The organism is Bradyrhizobium sp. 191, from assembly GCF_023100985.1.
GTDB classification, from domain to species: Bacteria; Pseudomonadota; Alphaproteobacteria; order Rhizobiales; family Xanthobacteraceae; genus Bradyrhizobium; species Bradyrhizobium diversitatis.
Genome location: NZ_CP064692.1, coordinates 3,670,457 through 3,685,934, shown reverse-complemented (window position 1 = coordinate 3,685,934; position 15,478 = coordinate 3,670,457). Strand labels below are relative to the sequence as shown.

Annotated in this window: 8 protein-coding genes; 2 read left to right on the top strand and 6 right to left on the bottom strand. The window is 65.3% G+C overall.

Annotation, left to right across the window (positions count from 1 at the left end; translation table 11 throughout):
- Positions 1-53: 53 nt before the first annotated feature.
- Together IVB23_RS17055 and gltB are read right to left on the bottom strand one after the other, a co-directional pair.
- Positions 54-1,505: a glutamate synthase subunit beta gene (locus tag IVB23_RS17055; protein ID WP_247804397.1), complete on the bottom strand. Its 1,452-nt coding sequence runs from the start codon at positions 1,503-1,505 to the stop codon at positions 54-56.
- A gap of 157 nt (positions 1,506-1,662) precedes the next feature.
- A complete protein-coding gene (gene gltB / locus IVB23_RS17050; protein WP_247804396.1) occupies positions 1,663-6,396 on the bottom strand; it encodes a glutamate synthase large subunit in 4,734 nt (1,577 codons plus the stop codon).
- A 490-nt stretch (positions 6,397-6,886) separates the two neighbouring features.
- On the opposite strand from gltB, the gene IVB23_RS17045 reads away from it, so the two are divergent.
- Positions 6,887-7,642, top strand: coding sequence for a hypothetical protein (locus IVB23_RS17045; RefSeq protein ID WP_197966051.1), 756 nt, complete (start codon positions 6,887-6,889; stop codon positions 7,640-7,642).
- Between the two features lie 237 nt (positions 7,643-7,879).
- Here IVB23_RS17045 and IVB23_RS17040 read toward each other — a convergent pair whose 3' ends face one another.
- Both IVB23_RS17040 and IVB23_RS17035 read right to left on the bottom strand, forming a co-directional pair.
- Positions 7,880-8,650: an alpha/beta hydrolase gene (locus tag IVB23_RS17040; protein ID WP_247804395.1), complete on the bottom strand. Its 771-nt coding sequence runs from the start codon at positions 8,648-8,650 to the stop codon at positions 7,880-7,882.
- 150 nt (positions 8,651-8,800) lie between these two features.
- Positions 8,801-9,265, bottom strand: coding sequence for an Hsp20 family protein (locus IVB23_RS17035; protein ID WP_061879263.1), 465 nt, complete (start codon positions 9,263-9,265; stop codon positions 8,801-8,803).
- Positions 9,266-9,469: 204 nt separating this feature from the next.
- Here IVB23_RS17035 and IVB23_RS17030 point away from each other — a divergent pair, with 204 nt between their 5' ends.
- Positions 9,470-10,417, top strand: a complete 948-nt coding sequence (locus IVB23_RS17030; RefSeq protein ID WP_061879238.1) for an alpha/beta hydrolase — start codon at positions 9,470-9,472, stop codon at positions 10,415-10,417.
- Between the two features lie 134 nt (positions 10,418-10,551).
- On the opposite strand, the gene IVB23_RS17025 is transcribed toward IVB23_RS17030, so the two are convergent.
- Together IVB23_RS17025 and IVB23_RS17020 are read right to left on the bottom strand one after the other, a co-directional pair.
- Entirely contained in the window at positions 10,552-13,362 is a 2,811-nt protein-coding gene (locus IVB23_RS17025; protein WP_247804394.1) for a di-heme-cytochrome C peroxidase, read from the bottom strand.
- Between the two features lie 171 nt (positions 13,363-13,533).
- Positions 13,534-15,330: a tetratricopeptide repeat protein gene (locus tag IVB23_RS17020; protein ID WP_061879240.1), complete on the bottom strand. Its 1,797-nt coding sequence runs from the start codon at positions 15,328-15,330 to the stop codon at positions 13,534-13,536.
- Between the last annotated feature and the right edge of the window lie 148 nt (positions 15,331-15,478).

The following is a 15,478-nucleotide window of genomic DNA, read 5'->3' as shown; positions in this document are numbered from 1 at the left end:
CGCCTTCGCGGACGATGACAGCATCGTTTGAAGCCGGCAGCCGAGCGCAGCAGCTAACGCGGCAGATCCGTCTTCCCCATCAAAAACGTATCGATCGAGCGCGCGCACAGCCGGCCCTCGCGGATCGCCCAGACCACCAGCGATTGCCCGCGCCGCATGTCGCCGGCGGTGAACACGTTCGGGCGTGAGGTCTGGTAGTCGAGCGTGTTGGCCTTGACGTTGCCGCGCGGGTCGAGGTCGACCGCGAGCAGCTTGAGCAGGCCTTCGTGCACGGGGTGGACGAAGCCCATCGCGAGCAGGACAAGCTCGGCGTCGAGTTCGAACTCGGTGCCGGCAATCGGCTTGAACTTGTCGTCGACGCGCACGCAGTGCAGTTTCTTGACCTTGCCGTTCTCGCCCGTGAACTTCTGGGTCAGCACGGCGTATTCGCGGATCGCGCCTTCGGCCTGGCTGGAGGAGGTGCGCATCTTCAGCGGCCAGTTCGGCCAGGTCAGGCCCTTGTTCTCGCGCTCGGGCGGCGCGGGCATGATCTCGAGCTGGGTCACCGAGAGCGCGCCCTGGCGCAGCGAGGTGCCGATGCAGTCGCTTCCCGTGTCGCCGCCGCCGATGACGACGACATGCTTGCCGCCGGCCAGAATCTCCTGGACGCCGCCGAGCGGCTCCTCGGAGACGCGGCGGTTCTGTTGCGGCAGGAAGTCCATGGCGTAGTGGATGCCCGACAGCTCGCGGCCGGGGATCGGCAGGTCGCGCGGGGCTTCGGCGCCGCCGGTCAACGCCACCGCGTCGTACTCGTTGAGCATCTCGCGCGGATCGACATTGCCCTCCGCGCCGACATGGCTGTTGTAGTGGAAGGTGACGCCTTCGGCTTCCATCTGCGCCACACGGCGGTCGATGACGCTCTTCTCCATCTTGAAGTCGGGGATGCCGTAACGCAGCAGGCCGCCGGCCTTGGCGTACTTCTCGAACAGATGCACGTCATGGCCGGCGCGGGCGAGCTGCTGCGCGCAGGCCATGCCGGCGGGACCCGAGCCGATCACCGCGACCTTCTTGCCGGTCTTTTCAGTCGCCACTTCCGGCTTCAGCCAGCCATTGTCCCAGGCGCGGTCGACGATCGCGCATTCGATGGTCTTGATGGTGACGGGGTTGTCATCGATGTTGAGCGTGCAGGACGCCTCGCACGGCGCAGGACAAATGCGCCCCGTGAACTCCGGGAAATTGTTGGTGGAGTGCAGGTTGCGCGAGGCCTCTTCCCAATTGCCCTGGTAGACGAGGTCGTTCCAGTCCGGGATCTGGTTGTTGACCGGGCAGCCGGGCGTGCCGGGCGCCACCGAGCCGGTGCCGTGGCAATAGGGGATGCCGCAATTCATGCAGCGCGCGGCCTGGTCGCGCAGCTCCTTCTCGGAGAGAGGAACGACGAATTCCTTGTAATGCTTCACGCGCTCGGCGACCGGAGTGTATTTGCGGTCGTGCCGTTCGATTTCCAGAAAACCCGTGATCTTGCCCATTAAACCCGAAGTCCCTGCCGCTTAAATTCGTTTGTTCTCTCATTCCTCATCCTGAGGAGCGGCGCTCTGTCGCGCCGCGTCTCGAAGGATGGAGGCCCACATGGTGACCTCATGGTTCGAGACGCAGCTATCGCGCTCCTCACCATGAGGGCTTTTATTACGCCCCGATCGCGATTTTCGGCTCGGCGTCCGCGTTGGCGGCCATCTCGCGCAGCGCGCGCCGGTATTCGACCGGCATCACCTTGCGGAATTTGGGCAGCCATTCCTTCCAGTTGGCAAGGATGTCGGCGGCGCGCTTGGAACCGGTCGCCTTGGCATGGCGCGAGATCAGCACGTGCAGGCGCTCGACGTCGGAGGCGAGCAGGTTCCTGAACACGTCGACCCGGCCGTGCGCCTCGAGGTCACCCGCGGCGTGATAGGTGTCGGCGTTGATCATCTCCTCCGACAGCACCGGCTCGAGCTCGACCATCGCCATGTTGCACAGCTGGTCGAAGTCGCCGCTCTCGTCCAGCACGTACGCAATGCCGCCGGACATGCCGGCTGCGAAGTTGCGCCCGGTCTTGCCGAGCACGACCACGATGCCGCCGGTCATGTATTCGCAGCAATGATCGCCCGCGCCTTCGACCACCGCGACCGCGCCCGAGTTACGCACGGCAAAACGTTCGCCGGCGATGCCGCGGAAGTAGCATTCGCCCTCGATCGCGCCGTACATCACGGTGTTGCCGACGATGATGCTCTCTTCCGGCACGATCGCGGAGTTCTTCGGCGGCTTGACGATGATCTTGCCGCCCGAGAGGCCCTTGCCGACATAGTCGTTGCCTTCACCCTCGAGCTCGAAGGTGACGCCGTGGGCGAGCCACGCGCCGAAGGCCTGTCCGGCGGTGCCCTTGAGGCTGACATGGATCGTGTCGTGCGGCAGGCCGGCATGGCCGTAGATCTTGGCCACCGCGCCCGACAGCATGGCGCCGGCGGAGCGGTTGGTGCTGTTGATCGCAGCCTCGATCTTCACCGGCGCGCCGCGGTCGAGCGCGGGCTGTGCCCGCTCGATCAGCGTGCGGTCGAGCACCGCCTCCAGATGATGGTTCTGGCGCTCGGAGTGATAGATCTTCTGGCCCTTCTCTTCCTTCTGCTTGACGAAGAGCTTGGAGAAATCGAGGCCCTTGGCCTTCCAATGCGCGACCAGCTTGGTCTGGTCGAGCAGCTGCACCTGGCCGACCATCTCGTTGAAGGTGCGGAAGCCGAGGCTTGCCATGATCTCGCGGACTTCCTCGGCAACGAAGAAGAAGTAGTTGATCACGTGCTCGGGCTGGCCGGTGAAGCGCTTGCGCAGGACGGGGTCCTGCGTCGCGACGCCGACCGGGCAGGTGTTGAGATGGCACTTGCGCATCATGATGCAGCCGGCCGCGATCAAGGGCGCAGTGGCAAAGCCGAACTCGTCGGCGCCCAGCAGCGCGCCGATCACGACGTCACGGCCGGTGCGGAAGCCGCCGTCGACCTGGACCACGATGCGGCTGCGCAGCCGTTCGCGCACCAGCGTCTGATGGGTTTCGGCGAGGCCGATCTCCCACGGCGATCCGGCGTGCTTAATCGAGGTCAGCGGCGAAGCGCCGGTGCCGCCCTCGAAGCCCGCGATGGTGACATGGTCGGCGCGCGCCTTGGCAACGCCCGCGGCCACCGTGCCGACGCCGATCTCGGAGACGAGCTTGACCGAGACGTCGCCCGTCGGGTTGACGTTCTTGAGGTCGTAGATGAGCTGCGCCAGGTCCTCGATCGAGTAGATGTCGTGATGCGGCGGCGGCGAGATCAGGCCGACGCCCGGCGTCGAATGCCGGACCCTGGCGATGGTTGCGTCGACCTTGTGGCCGGGCAGCTGGCCGCCTTCGCCGGGCTTGGCGCCTTGCGCCATCTTGATCTGCATCATGTCGGAGTTGACCAGATACTCCGTGGTGACGCCGAAGCGGCCGGAGGCGACCTGCTTGATCGCCGAGCGCATGGAATCGCCGTTCGGCATCGGCTTGAAGCGGTCGGCTTCCTCGCCGCCTTCGCCGGTGTTCGACTTGCCGCCGATCCGGTTCATGGCGATGGCGAGCGTGGTGTGCGCCTCGCGCGAGATCGAGCCGAAGCTCATCGCACCGGTGGCGAAACGCTTGACGATGTCCTTGGCCGGCTCGACCTGGTCGAGCGGCACCGGCTTGCGCTTCTCTTCCTCCGCGTTCTTGATCCGGAACAGGCCGCGCAGCGTCAGCAGCCGCTCCGACTGCTCGTTGAGGATCTTGGCGAAGGCGCGATAGCGCTCCTGCGAATTGCCGCGCGCGGCGTGCTGGAGCAGCGACACCGACTCGGCGGTCCAGGCATGGTCCTCGCCGCGGCTGCGATAGGCGTATTCGCCGCCGACATCGAGCGCGCTCTTGTAGACGAGCGCCTCGCCGAACGCGTCGGCATGGCGCCGCACCGCCTCTTCCGCGATTTCGGCCAGACCCACGCCTTCGACGCGGGTATGCGTGCCGGCGAAGAACTTGCCGACGAAGTCGGCCTTGAGGCCGACGGCATCGAAGATCTGCGCGCCGCAATAGGACTGGTAGGTCGAGATGCCCATCTTGGACATCACCTTGAGCAGGCCCTTGCCGATCGACTTGATGTAGCGCTTGACGATCTCATAGTCGTCGAGCGAGCCGGGCAGGCGGTCCTTCATCGCGATGATGGTTTCGAACGCGAGATAGGGATTGATCGCTTCGGCGCCGTAGCCTGCGAGGCAGGCGAAATGATGCACTTCGCGCGGCTCGCCGGATTCGACGACGAGGCCGACCGAGGTGCGCAGTCCGACGCGGATCAGGTGATGATGCACGGCGGCGCAGGCCAGCAGTGCCGGGATCGGCACCCGGTCGGTTCCGACCATGCGGTCGGACAGGATGATGATGTTGACGCCCTCGCGCACGGCGCTTTCAGCGCGCGCGCAGAGCTCGTCGAGCACCTGGTCCATGCCGGCCGCGCCGAGCCCGGCGTGGAAGGTGGTGTCCAGCGTGCGCGACTTGAAATGCGACTCGGCCACTTCCGAGATCGAGCGGATCTTTTCCAGATCCGCATCGGTCAGGATCGGCTGGCGCACTTCGAGGCGCTTGGTCGTGGCCATGCCCTGGAGGTCGAACAGGTTCGGCCGCGGTCCGATGATCGAGACGAGGCTCATCACCAGCTCCTCGCGGATCGGGTCGATCGGCGGGTTGGTGACCTGCGCGAAGTTCTGCTTGAAATAGGTGAACAGCGGCTTGGCCTTGTCCGACAGCGCCGAGATCGGCGTGTCGTTGCCCATCGAGCCCGCGGCTTCCTCGCCGGTGGCGGCCATCGGCGTCATCAGGACGGTGATGTCTTCCTGGCTGTAGCCGAACGCCTGCTGGCGATCGAGCAGCGACAGGTTGGAGCGCACGCCGGTGGTCGCAACCTTCGGCAGCTCCTCCAGCACGATCTGGGTCCGCTCCAGCCATTCCTTGTAGGGATGGCTCCTGGCGAGCTCGGCCTTGATCTCGTCGTCGGGTATGAGGCGGCCCTGTTCGAGGTCAACCAGCAGCATCTTGCCGGGTTGCAGGCGCCACTTGGTGATGATCTGGTCCTCGGGGATCGTCAGCACGCCCATCTCGGACGCCATCACGATGCGGTCGTCCTTGGTGACGAGATAGCGCGCGGGCCTGAGGCCGTTGCGGTCGAGCGTGGCGCCGATCTGGCGGCCGTCGGTGAAGGCGATCGCGGCGGGGCCGTCCCACGGCTCCATCAGCGCGGCATGATATTCGTAGAAGGCGCGGCGCTTCTCATCCATGAGCGGATTGCCGGCCCACGCCTCCGGAATCATCATCATCACTGCGTGCGGCAGCGAGTAGCCGCCCTGCACCAGGAATTCGAGCGCGTTATCGAAGCAGGCGGTGTCGGACTGGCCTTCGTAAGAGATCGGCCAGAGCCGGTTGATGTCCTTGCCATACAGCTCGGAGCTCACCGAGGCCTGCCGCGCTGCCATCCAGTTGACGTTGCCGCGCAGCGTGTTGATCTCGCCGTTATGCGCGATCATGCGGTAGGGATGCGCCAGCGACCAGGCCGGGAAGGTGTTGGTCGAGAAGCGCTGGTGCACCAGCGCCAGCGCGCTCTCGAAATCCTGCTCGTGCAGGTCGGGATAGTACTTGCCGAGCTGGTCGGCGAGGAACATGCCCTTGTAGATCACGGTGCGGCAGGACATCGAGCAGGGATAATAGCCTGCAAGGCCGCGGTCGCGGCGCTGGTAGATCGCCTGCGAGATCGACTTGCGCAGGATGTAGAGCCGGCGCTCGAACTCGTCCTCGGTCTTGGCGGTGCCGTTGCGGCCGATGAACACCTGCATGCAGGCGGGCTCGGTCGGCTTCACGGTGACGCCGAGCGAGGAATTGTCGGTCGGCACGTCGCGCCAGCCGAGCAGGGTCAGGCCCTCTTCCCTGATCTGGTCGGCGATGATGCTCTTGATGACATTGCGCCAGGCGGTGTCGCGCGGCATGAACAGCGCGCCGATGGCATATTCACCGGGACCCGGCAGCGCAAAGCCGAGCTCCTTGGCCTTGCGGCTGAAGAAGGCGTGCGGGATCTGCACCAGGATGCCGGCGCCGTCGCCGGCGCGCGGGTCGGCACCGACGGCGCCGCGATGCTCGAGGTTGCAGAGGATGCTCAGCGCGTCCGAGACGATCTCGTGCGACTTCTTGCCCTTGATGTTGGCGATGAAGCCGACACCGCAGGAATCCTTCTCAAGGCTCGGATCGTAGAGCCCCTCGGCTTTGGGACGCGAATTGTGTTCCTGAATCGGGTCGGTCGTTTTCGAGGCGACCGTCGCCGACAGCTCTTCTGCCACGATGTTTGCGCGCTCGAATTGCGACCCGTTCATTGCTCTGTCCTCTCCATGCGGCAAGCTGCCTCACCGCCAACTTCGGCGCACCTTGGGTGTCCCGCGGCACCCGCTCCTGGGCCACCGCTCGTCCGCTGCGAGCCGCATTTTCTTAAATTCAGGCCTAGGCGCTCTTCGTCCCCGAGAACGGCTTTGCCTGGTACCTTGCCGACGCTCGAGAGCACCGGTTTTCGCTGCAATCCCTGTGCCGGAACCGCACGCAAAATTGAGACAGTCTTCCTGTCCTAAACATCACCTTGCCAAATTTTTGTCTAGCACACAAGCGCGCGAAAGTCCCGATTCCCGATATGTCAATCAATCGCTTTCCAAAAGTTGCGCGGCCCCGGTTTTGAAGCAAACGCGCCCTGATCCGGCCCCGCGCGCGCCGAAATCCCCGATGAAGCTTCGGATCAACCCTTCGGAAGGCGCGCCACGCCGCGAGAAGCGAAAGAGGGCGGCCATCGGGGGGCCTGACAGGAGCGTCTCGACCATGAAGTTTTTCACAGGATGTGTGGCCGCCGCCGCGCTGGCGTTGGCTGCAAGTGCGGGCCACGCCCAGGTTCCCGCCGGCGGTATCGCGAGCGGAGCCATCGTCGCGGTGTCGGATTTCGACGGACCCTACGCGCCGGAGGCCGCCCCGCCGCCACCGCGTTACGGTTACGGCTATGGCTACGAGGAACGCGGTCCGGCGCCGGTATTGTTGCCGTCAACCGAGGTTTACGCGGTGCTGCGCGAAAACGGTTTCTTGCCGCTCGGCATCCCGCGCCTGCGCGGCAGCGTCTACACCATCGCGGTGATCGACCGCCGCGGCGACGATGGCCGGCTGGTGATCGACGCCCGCGACGGGCGGATCATCCGCTTCATGCCCGCCGCCGACGCCTACGGCATGGCGCCCGCCTATGACGAACGCGCGGTCGCGCCTTACGGACCGCAAAGCGCGCTGCCGCCGCCGACCGTGATCCGCGGCGGCCCGCCGCGGCCGCCGGCTCCGATCCCGCATGTGGCAAGCCGCGCCGTGCCGCTGCCCAAGGCCGCCCCGCGGCGCGCCGAGACGCCGGTCGCTGCCGCGAAGCCGACTGATCCGGTCGCGCAGCAGGCTCAAGCACCGCAGGCCCAGCCTCCGCAGCAAGCGGCCGCCGCGCAGGCCAAGCCCGCCGATGCAGCCGCGCCAACCGTCGGCCAGGCCAAGCCTGCCCCGACCATCCTGCCGACGCAGGAGATGCCGGCCGTGCAGGGGCTGGATTAGCGCTGCGAGCTTGGCGCGGTGGCGACAGCCACACCAATGGTGTCGTCCCTGCGAAGGCAGGGACCCATACCGCGTGATCTATCGGGGGGATGAGGTGCGAGTCCCAGACGAGCAGTCTCCGTCAAATTGCTCCCTGGGGTTATGGGTCCCTGCGTCCGCAGGGACGACAATGGAGAGAGATCCGAGCACAACAAAAGCGCCCGAACAGCCGGGCGCTTTTGCATTCACGCTATCACCTCAGCTTCGCGGATACCCCGCCGCGGCCAGGATCAGATTCGCGACCTCCTTCGGATGCGACACCAGCGAGAGGTGGCCGGCATCGAGCTCGATCGTGGTCGCGTTCATGCGCTTGGCGAGGAAACGCTCGAAATCGGGATTGATGGTGTAGTCGTTCTTCGACACCGCGTACCAGCTCGGCTTGGAGTGCCACGCCGCCTCCGTGGTGCGGCCGGCGAAGATCGAGGCCGCCGTCGGCCATTGCACCGCATAGAGCTCCCTGGCCTGCTCCGGCTTCACGCCATTGGCGAAGTATTTCAGGAAGGCCTCTTCCGAGAGCTTGGTGGTGCCGTCGCGCTCGACGATGCCGGCGCGTGCGGGCCCGGTCGGAAACTGCTTCGACAGCGCCACGAAATCCTCGTTCGCATCGGGCGCGCGGGCGGCGACGTAGACGAGCCCGGTGACCTTCGGGTCGGTGCCGATCTGGCTGATCACAGTGCCGCCCCAGGAATGCGCGACCAGCACGGTCGGCCCGTCCTGCTCGGCCAGCGCCCGCTGCGTCGCCTCGACGGAGTCCGCAAGCGACGACAGCGGATTCTGCACGGCCGTCACGTGCAGGCCTGCAGCCTGGAGGATCGGGATCACCTCCGACCAGCTCGACCCGTCGGCCCAGGCGCCGTGCACCAGCACGACGTTCTTCGCCTTGACCGTCGCAGGTGTCTGCGCATGAGCAAGGCCGAGGGGAGCCGCCAGAAGGCTCGCGGCGACGAAAAGGCTGCGCCAGAGTGACATGATCTTCTCCATCTTGTTTGAGCTCGATGCCCAAGGGACGGAGGGAGCGATGGCGGCGTTACACGGCTTCACCGCTCTGTGATGCAATGCACAACGAAAAAGCGCCCCGGGGCACCGGGGCGCTTTCGCAACGTGGAAGTCGCGTTCTGTTTAGGCGGCTTGCGCGGCCGAGTTCTCGATCACCTGCGCCTTGGCGCCGGCGTTGATCGCGATCTGGCGCGGCTTCTTCGCCTCCGGAATCTCGCGTACGAGGTCGACGTGAAGCAGCCCGTTCTCGAGCGAGGCGTCCTTCACCTGCACGAAGTCGGCAAGCTGGAAAGCGCGCTCGAAGGCACGCGCGGCGATGCCGCGGTAGAGCACTTCGGATTTCGAGTTCTCGTTCGCGACCTTCTCGCCCTTGATCGTCAGCGTGTTTTCCTTCGCGACGATGGAGAGCTCATCCTTGGCGAAGCCGGAGACCGCAACGGTGATGCGGTAGGCGTTCTCGCCGGTACGCTCGATGTTGTACGGGGGGTAACCGGGGCTGCCGTCCGAACCGGCCTGGTCGAGCAGGTTGAAGAGGCGGTCGAAGCCGACGGTGGAACGATAGAACGGGGTGAGATCGTAGGTACGCATGGTCAAGTCCTCCATTGAGCGACTGTTAGGCAACCCGCCCGCCATCGGGCCGGGCTTTCGTCTGTGTGCAGCCTGATGTTCCGGTTCCGAAACACTGGTAGCGGCCTGCACGAAAATGATATGGGTGGAACGAGACGGCGTTCAAGAGGGCGGCATTTGCGCCTTTTCGGCGCTTTAGCCCCTTGATTGCAGTACTTCCCGCCTATGACGCTGGTCTCGATCCCGTCCAATCCGGTTCCCGAAAACGTCGTCAGCGGCACCATCAGGACCCCCGATGGCGCCGAGTTGCGCTTTGCGCGCTGGGCGCCGCCGGCGAACCGCAAGGGCACCGTCTGCGTCTTCACCGGGCGCAGCGAGCAGATCGAGAAATATTTCGAGACGGTGCGCGATTTGCGCGACCGCGGCTTTGCCGTGGCGATGATCGACTGGCGCGGGCAGGGCCATTCCTCGCGCCGCCTGCGCGATCCGCGCAAGGGCTATGTGCGCGACTTCTCCGATTTCGAGATCGACGTCGAGACCTTCGTGCAGCAGGTGGTGCTGCCGGATTGCCCGCCGCCGTTCTTCGCGCTCGCCCACTCCATGGGCGGCACGGTGCTGCTGCGGGTGGCGCATGCCGGCAAGCGCTGGTTCGACCGCATGGTGCTGTCGGCGCCGATGATCGACCTGCCGGGCCGTACCACCTCATTGCCCGTGCGTGCGCTGCTCAAGACGATGCGCCTGCTCGGGCAGGGCGGCCGTTACGTTCCCGGCGGCAGCGACCGCCTCACCGGGCTCGAACCCTTCATCAACAATCCCCTCACCAGCGACCCCGTGCGCTATGCGCGCAACGCCGCGATCCTGGAGGAGGATCCGACGCTCGGACTGGCGTCACCGACGGTCGCCTGGGCCGATACGGCCTTCCGCGCGATGCACACATTCAAGCGCGTGAACTACCCCTCCCAGATCCGCCAGCCGATCCTGATGCTGGCGGCCTCCAATGACACCGTGGTCTCGACCGCGGCGATCGAGGAGTTTGCCTATCACCTGCGCGCCGGCGCCCATCTCGTGATCGCCGGCTCCAAGCACGAGATCCTGCAGGAGCAGGACCGCTACCGTTCCCAGTTCTGGGCCGCCTTCGACGCCTTCGTCCCGGGCACGCCGCTGTTCAAGTGAGCGCTTGAGCGAGGGATCGTGCCACGAACTCGTCATGCCCGGGCTCGTCCCGGGCATCCACGTTCTTGAGGCAGGGGGAAGTTCGTGGATGGCCGGGACAAGCCCGGCCATGACGACGACGAACTCTGGTCGCGTTAAAGCGTCTTCAAATACTCGATCAAATCGTAGCGCTCCTGCTCCTTGAGCGGGCGGCCGATGGTGCCGTCCTTGCCGGGGCCTGGCGTGCCGTCGAACGAATGGCCGAGATTGCTGTTGCCAAACAGGTCAGTGCCATCAGACGCTCGCGTCGAGAAACGCGTCTGCCCGGTCTTGCAGCTCTCGCCGTCAGTGACCGCGAAGCCGACCTGCTTCGGATCATAGTCGCGGCCGCCACCCATGCAGAACGATTTGGGGCGCTCGGCCGCGGGGCTCAGCATCCAGTAGAGCGAGGGCACCGATCCGTTGTGCAGGTAGGGCGCGGTGGCCCAGACACCGTTGAGCGGGCGCGCGCGATACCAGGGCCCTGGCTCGTTCTTGTCGGCCGGCTGCGGACCGGGATTCGGGCAGTTCTTGCGCTTGCCCCACCAGGCATCCTGAACCTTCGGGTCGATCTTCGCATCGTCCATCGCCTTGCGGCTGACGATGTCGACGAGCACCATCAGGCCAAGCGAGTACGGCATGTCGGTCGACGAAATATCCGGCAGATTGCAGTTCCACCAGGCGTTGAGATTCTGCGTGGGGTCGAGCTTGAGGAAGCCCGGCACCTGAACCGTTCGCGTCGCCAGCACGCCCGCCTGAGCGGGGTCGGTGCCCATCCCTTTGACGCTCTTCTGAACCTCGTTGAGGAACTTGTCGTTGCCGATGGTCTCCCAGCGTGGCGAGGACCAGATGCTCTGGGCCGGAAACTCGGCGTCGAACGCCTTGTCGTCGACCGGACCGAGATGGCATTCGGCGCAGAGCTCCGCGTAGAGCTTACGGCCGCGCTTGACGCGCTCGTCATCGATCTTCCAGGCAGCATCGCCAAAGATGTCCGACGGCCATTTCGGCGATGTCAGTCCGGATAGCTGCTTTTTTGGATAGGGCGGCGACCCCTTCAGCAGATCCTCGATCCAGATCAGATTCTTGATGTCCATCGAGGAGCGAAACAGCCTGTCCTTGGGGGTATTGTCGGACAGATTGAGCAGCGCAGTCACGCCCAGCGCTTCGCCGGCATTGCGGATCAGCGGCTGTTCGATCGAAGCGTCATATTGCGCGTATTTGAGCCAGGGCACGGTCCAGATCGGCGGGAAGCTGACCGGCGCGTCCTGGGCATGCAGGTTCTTTTCGAAGCCGCTGAGGCCGCTGATCGCCATGTCCTGGGCGAAGACCTGATTGCCGATGCGGTTGAGCGCGTCGAGACGACCATATCCCTCCTCGGTGTTCTCTTGCGGCTCTTCCCGCTTTGTCTTCGGGTTGAGCCTCGTCTTGCCGGCGACGGTTTTCGCGTAGGTCTTCTCCCAGTCGACCAGGAATGTGCTGATCGTGCGCAGCTTCTGCTTCAGTGCATCGCGATCCTCAGCGCTGGCGGAGGTGCCGAGCACACGATCGGCGAAGCGTGTGAAGCGACCTGGCACGAGCAGCGTGTAGGCGATCGACAGACCGGTCGTGACCTCGAGCTTCCTCAGGTCGGTCATGGCCGGACCGCCATCGAAGCGGATGGCGATGCCTTTGTATTGGATCTGGCCGGTGTGGCAGGCGGCGCAGGTCAGGCCGATCCGGTCCTCGCCGATCTGGCCGGTCGCGGGATCGGCGACGCCGGTCATGCGCGCAAAGCCGACGGGCAGGCCGTCGACGTTTTCGGCCTGGGGACCCCAGTTGACCGGCGGATCCCAGAGCCGCGCCGGCACCGGCTCCGTCTTGTCGTAGACATTGGCATAGCCGAACCGGCGCAGCGTGGCGTCGTCGGTGTTGATCGTCTGCGGGCTGGGGATGAAGCCGAAGCGCTGAAGATGGTCGCTGTCATGCAGCATCCCGGGCTTTGCGAAGAAATGAAGCCGCGGCTGCTCGAGCGCCATGAACCAGCGATAGGGCACCGGGAAAGTCGCGGTGCCCTGGCTGGCATGATGAAACCAGTGCCGGTCCTCCAGCGCCCAGTTCTGCTCGAGCCAGTACGCGGCCCGGGGTTCGACGTGCGCGGGCAAGGGCGGGGCCACGAGGTCCCCGAGGATGCCGGGCAGCATCGGCTGGAATTGATCCGGAAAGCGCAGCGCCACGATGCCGAAGACGAGGAGGGCTGCGACCAGTCCGCCGGCAGCGCGCAAGATCAGCGAGGGTGGGGTGACCGGCTGGTTGGCGACCCGCTGGGTGATCCTGTCCGGGAATTTGCGCTCGTTGAACAATGTCCTCACCTCGGCCACGCTGAGATAGCGGTCGTCGCCCTGACCCTTGCCCATGATCTTGAGCAGGATCGGCCATTCGAACTTCATGAGGATCGGGTAGTACCAGCGCGCTTGATTGCCGGCGCGCTTGAGGTTGTCCTTCATGAAGGTCTGGATTTGCGAGGCGTTGAGCCCGGTCTCGGTGCCGCCGCCATCGGGATCGGCGTAGGTGCCGCCGAAGCCGGCAAGCCGTGCAATCTCGTCCTCGTTGACGCGACCGTCGACGCCGAGGATGCGCGAGCCGGCACCGAGCTTGTCGAGCGGGCCGCCGCGCAGCGTGTTGAGCTGCGCGCCCCAGAAGATGCTTTGCAGAATATGACAGGCGCCGTTGGCGATCAGTGCGACGCCGCGGACCTGGATGCGGGCCGAGGTCTTCTTCAGCCCGGTCTCGCCGCTTGCATTTGCGATGGTCTGCGACAGCGTCCGGAGTGGGACGGTGCCGCCATCGACGAAACCTTCGCCGACGAGACCGCGCAGGAAGGGGCAGGGATTGTTCGGCGAGACCTGGATCGAGGGGTCGAAGGGCGGCTTCGAAGCGCGGTCATGCATGGCCCAAATCCTGAAAATGGCGAATCGCAAATAAGGACGCGCCGATCAAGCGCGGAAAATCCTAACCAAACGACAGCAGGATATACTACTTCAGCGTGCAACGAAGTGTGGCTGAATTCACTGTCCTGTCAATAAAAGCCGGTGCCGGACGGCACTGGCGCGGGCAGTTTCTCAGGATTCGGCGGCGCGTTTGAGGTCGCTCTGAACCAGGGTCAGCTTGCCGAGCGGCACGCCGGCCTTCAGCAGTCCCTCGCGATAATGGGCGATGTCCTCGGGCCGCTTCCAGTGGAAGTTGCGCAAGTGACGATCGACATTGAGGGTCGGGTAGTTGCCCATGAGCACGACGGCGGCCTCGCTCGCCTCGTCGGTCCGGCCCAGTTGCGCCAGCGCCGCGGCGCGGATCGCCAACGCCTGCATGTGGTTCGGATTGATGTAGAGCTGCTCGCGGGCCCAGGACAGGGTCGCGTCATATTGGCGCAACAGATAATGGCTGAACGCGTTCAGCGCGGCCCATTGGTAGCGCGGGTCGCTGTTGTCGCGTTGCGCGGCCATCGAGAACAGCTCGATCGCCTCGCGGTGCTCGCCGATCATGAAATGGCAGATGCCGAGCACGCCGCGCGCGCCATTGTCGTAGGGGTTGAGCGCGACCGCGCGCTTGGCGGCGTCCATTGCCGCCTCGTGATGACCCTCCAACGCGTGCGCCCAGGTCAGGATCGAGAACGCGAAGGAGGAGCGCGGATCGAGCCGGACACTGGTTTCGGCGAGGCTCATCGCCTCGGCCCACATCTCGCGCGTGCCCTTGACCCAGCCGAACTGGATGCTCTGAATCTGGATCGTGGCCAGATAGGCATGCGCGATCGACAGTTTGGGATCGAGCCGGATGGCCTCGCGGAACAGGTCGACGGCGACTGCCAGATCCTCCTTGGTCTGCCGGTAGTAGTGCGACAGCCCCTTGAGGAAGCGATCCCAGGCGGAGACGTCGGTCGAGAGCCGCGCCGGCGCCGAGGCCTCGGCACGGACGATCTCGGTGGCGATCGCAGCGGACAGGCTGGTCGTGATCTCGTCCTGCATCGCGAAGAGGTCGCCGATGTCGCGGTCATAGCGGCCGGTCCAGAGCTGCTCGCCGGTCTCCGGCGCGATCAGCTCGGCGGTGACGCGGATCTTGGCACCGGCGCGCCGCACCGAGCCCTGGATCAGGTAGGTGGCGTCGATCTCGCGCGCGATCAGGCGGGTGCTCGTGTTCTTGCCCTTGAAGGCGAAGGTCGAGTTGCGGCTCAGCACCCGATAGAAGGATTGCAGCGACAGCGCATGGATCAGGTCCTCGGTGAGGCCGTCGGAGAAATATTCGTCCTGGGCGTCGCTGAGATTGGCGAAGGGCAGCACGCCAACGATCGCGGTGCGGTACTGCTGCGACAGCGCCGAAGCCTCCCGGAGCTCGGGGGCAAGCGCCGGCGCGCCGTCGGGCGTCCAGGTCCAGACCCCGATCGCATCCTTGATGTTCTTGAAGCGATGGTTGCCGGCATCGATCAGCGGCACCGAGAGATGCTTGCTCGCCTCCCGGTGGGCCTTGGCCGAGATCGCGAAGCCGCCGGGGCTTGCCACCGATTCCAGGCGGACGGCGATGTTGACATCGTCACCGAAAACCTCGTCCTCGTCGGCGATGACGTCGCCCATGTGGATGCCGAGCCGGAACTGCATGGCGCGGTCGGCCGGCAGGTGGCGGTTGCGCTCCGCCATCAGCGTCTGCATCGCGATCGCGGCTTCGGTGGCGCCGACGATCGAGGCGAATTCGAGCAGGAAGCCGTCGCCGGTGTTCTTCACGACGCGGCCGCCGTGATTGAGGATGATGGGATGGATCGCCGCGCGATGGGCCTTGAACGCGGCATGGGTGCCGGCCTCGTCGCTGCCCATCATGCGCGAATAGCCGGCGACATCGGCACAGACGATGGCGGCCAGACGTCTTTCCATATCCGCGAAGCTCCAAGGGAGAGGGGACCGGCCACGGCGTGGCAGTCGCCTCGAGTCCCGCATTTCGAGAACCCTCCCTTTATAAAGCAGATGAGGCCGAGCGGAAGCCTGATCCGCATTGCAAATTCGAGGCAAATCCTAAGCGATT

Coding starts and splice junctions, on each gene's coding strand:
- IVB23_RS17030 (WP_061879238.1), top strand. CDS start 9,470: ATGACGCTGGTCTCGATCCCGTCCAATCCGGTTCCCGAAAACGTCGTC.
- IVB23_RS17040 (WP_247804395.1), bottom strand. CDS start 8,650: ATGTCACTCTGGCGCAGCCTTTTCGTCGCCGCGAGCCTTCTGGCGGCT.
- IVB23_RS17020 (WP_061879240.1), bottom strand. CDS start 15,330: ATGGAAAGACGTCTGGCCGCCATCGTCTGTGCCGATGTCGCCGGCTAT.
- gltB (WP_247804396.1), bottom strand. CDS start 6,396: ATGAACGGGTCGCAATTCGAGCGCGCAAACATCGTGGCAGAAGAGCTG.
- IVB23_RS17035 (WP_061879263.1), bottom strand. CDS start 9,265: ATGCGTACCTACGATCTCACCCCGTTCTATCGTTCCACCGTCGGCTTC.
- IVB23_RS17055 (WP_247804397.1), bottom strand. CDS start 1,505: ATGGGCAAGATCACGGGTTTTCTGGAAATCGAACGGCACGACCGCAAA.
- IVB23_RS17025 (WP_247804394.1), bottom strand. CDS start 13,362: ATGCATGACCGCGCTTCGAAGCCGCCCTTCGACCCCTCGATCCAGGTC.
- IVB23_RS17045 (WP_197966051.1), top strand. CDS start 6,887: ATGAAGTTTTTCACAGGATGTGTGGCCGCCGCCGCGCTGGCGTTGGCT.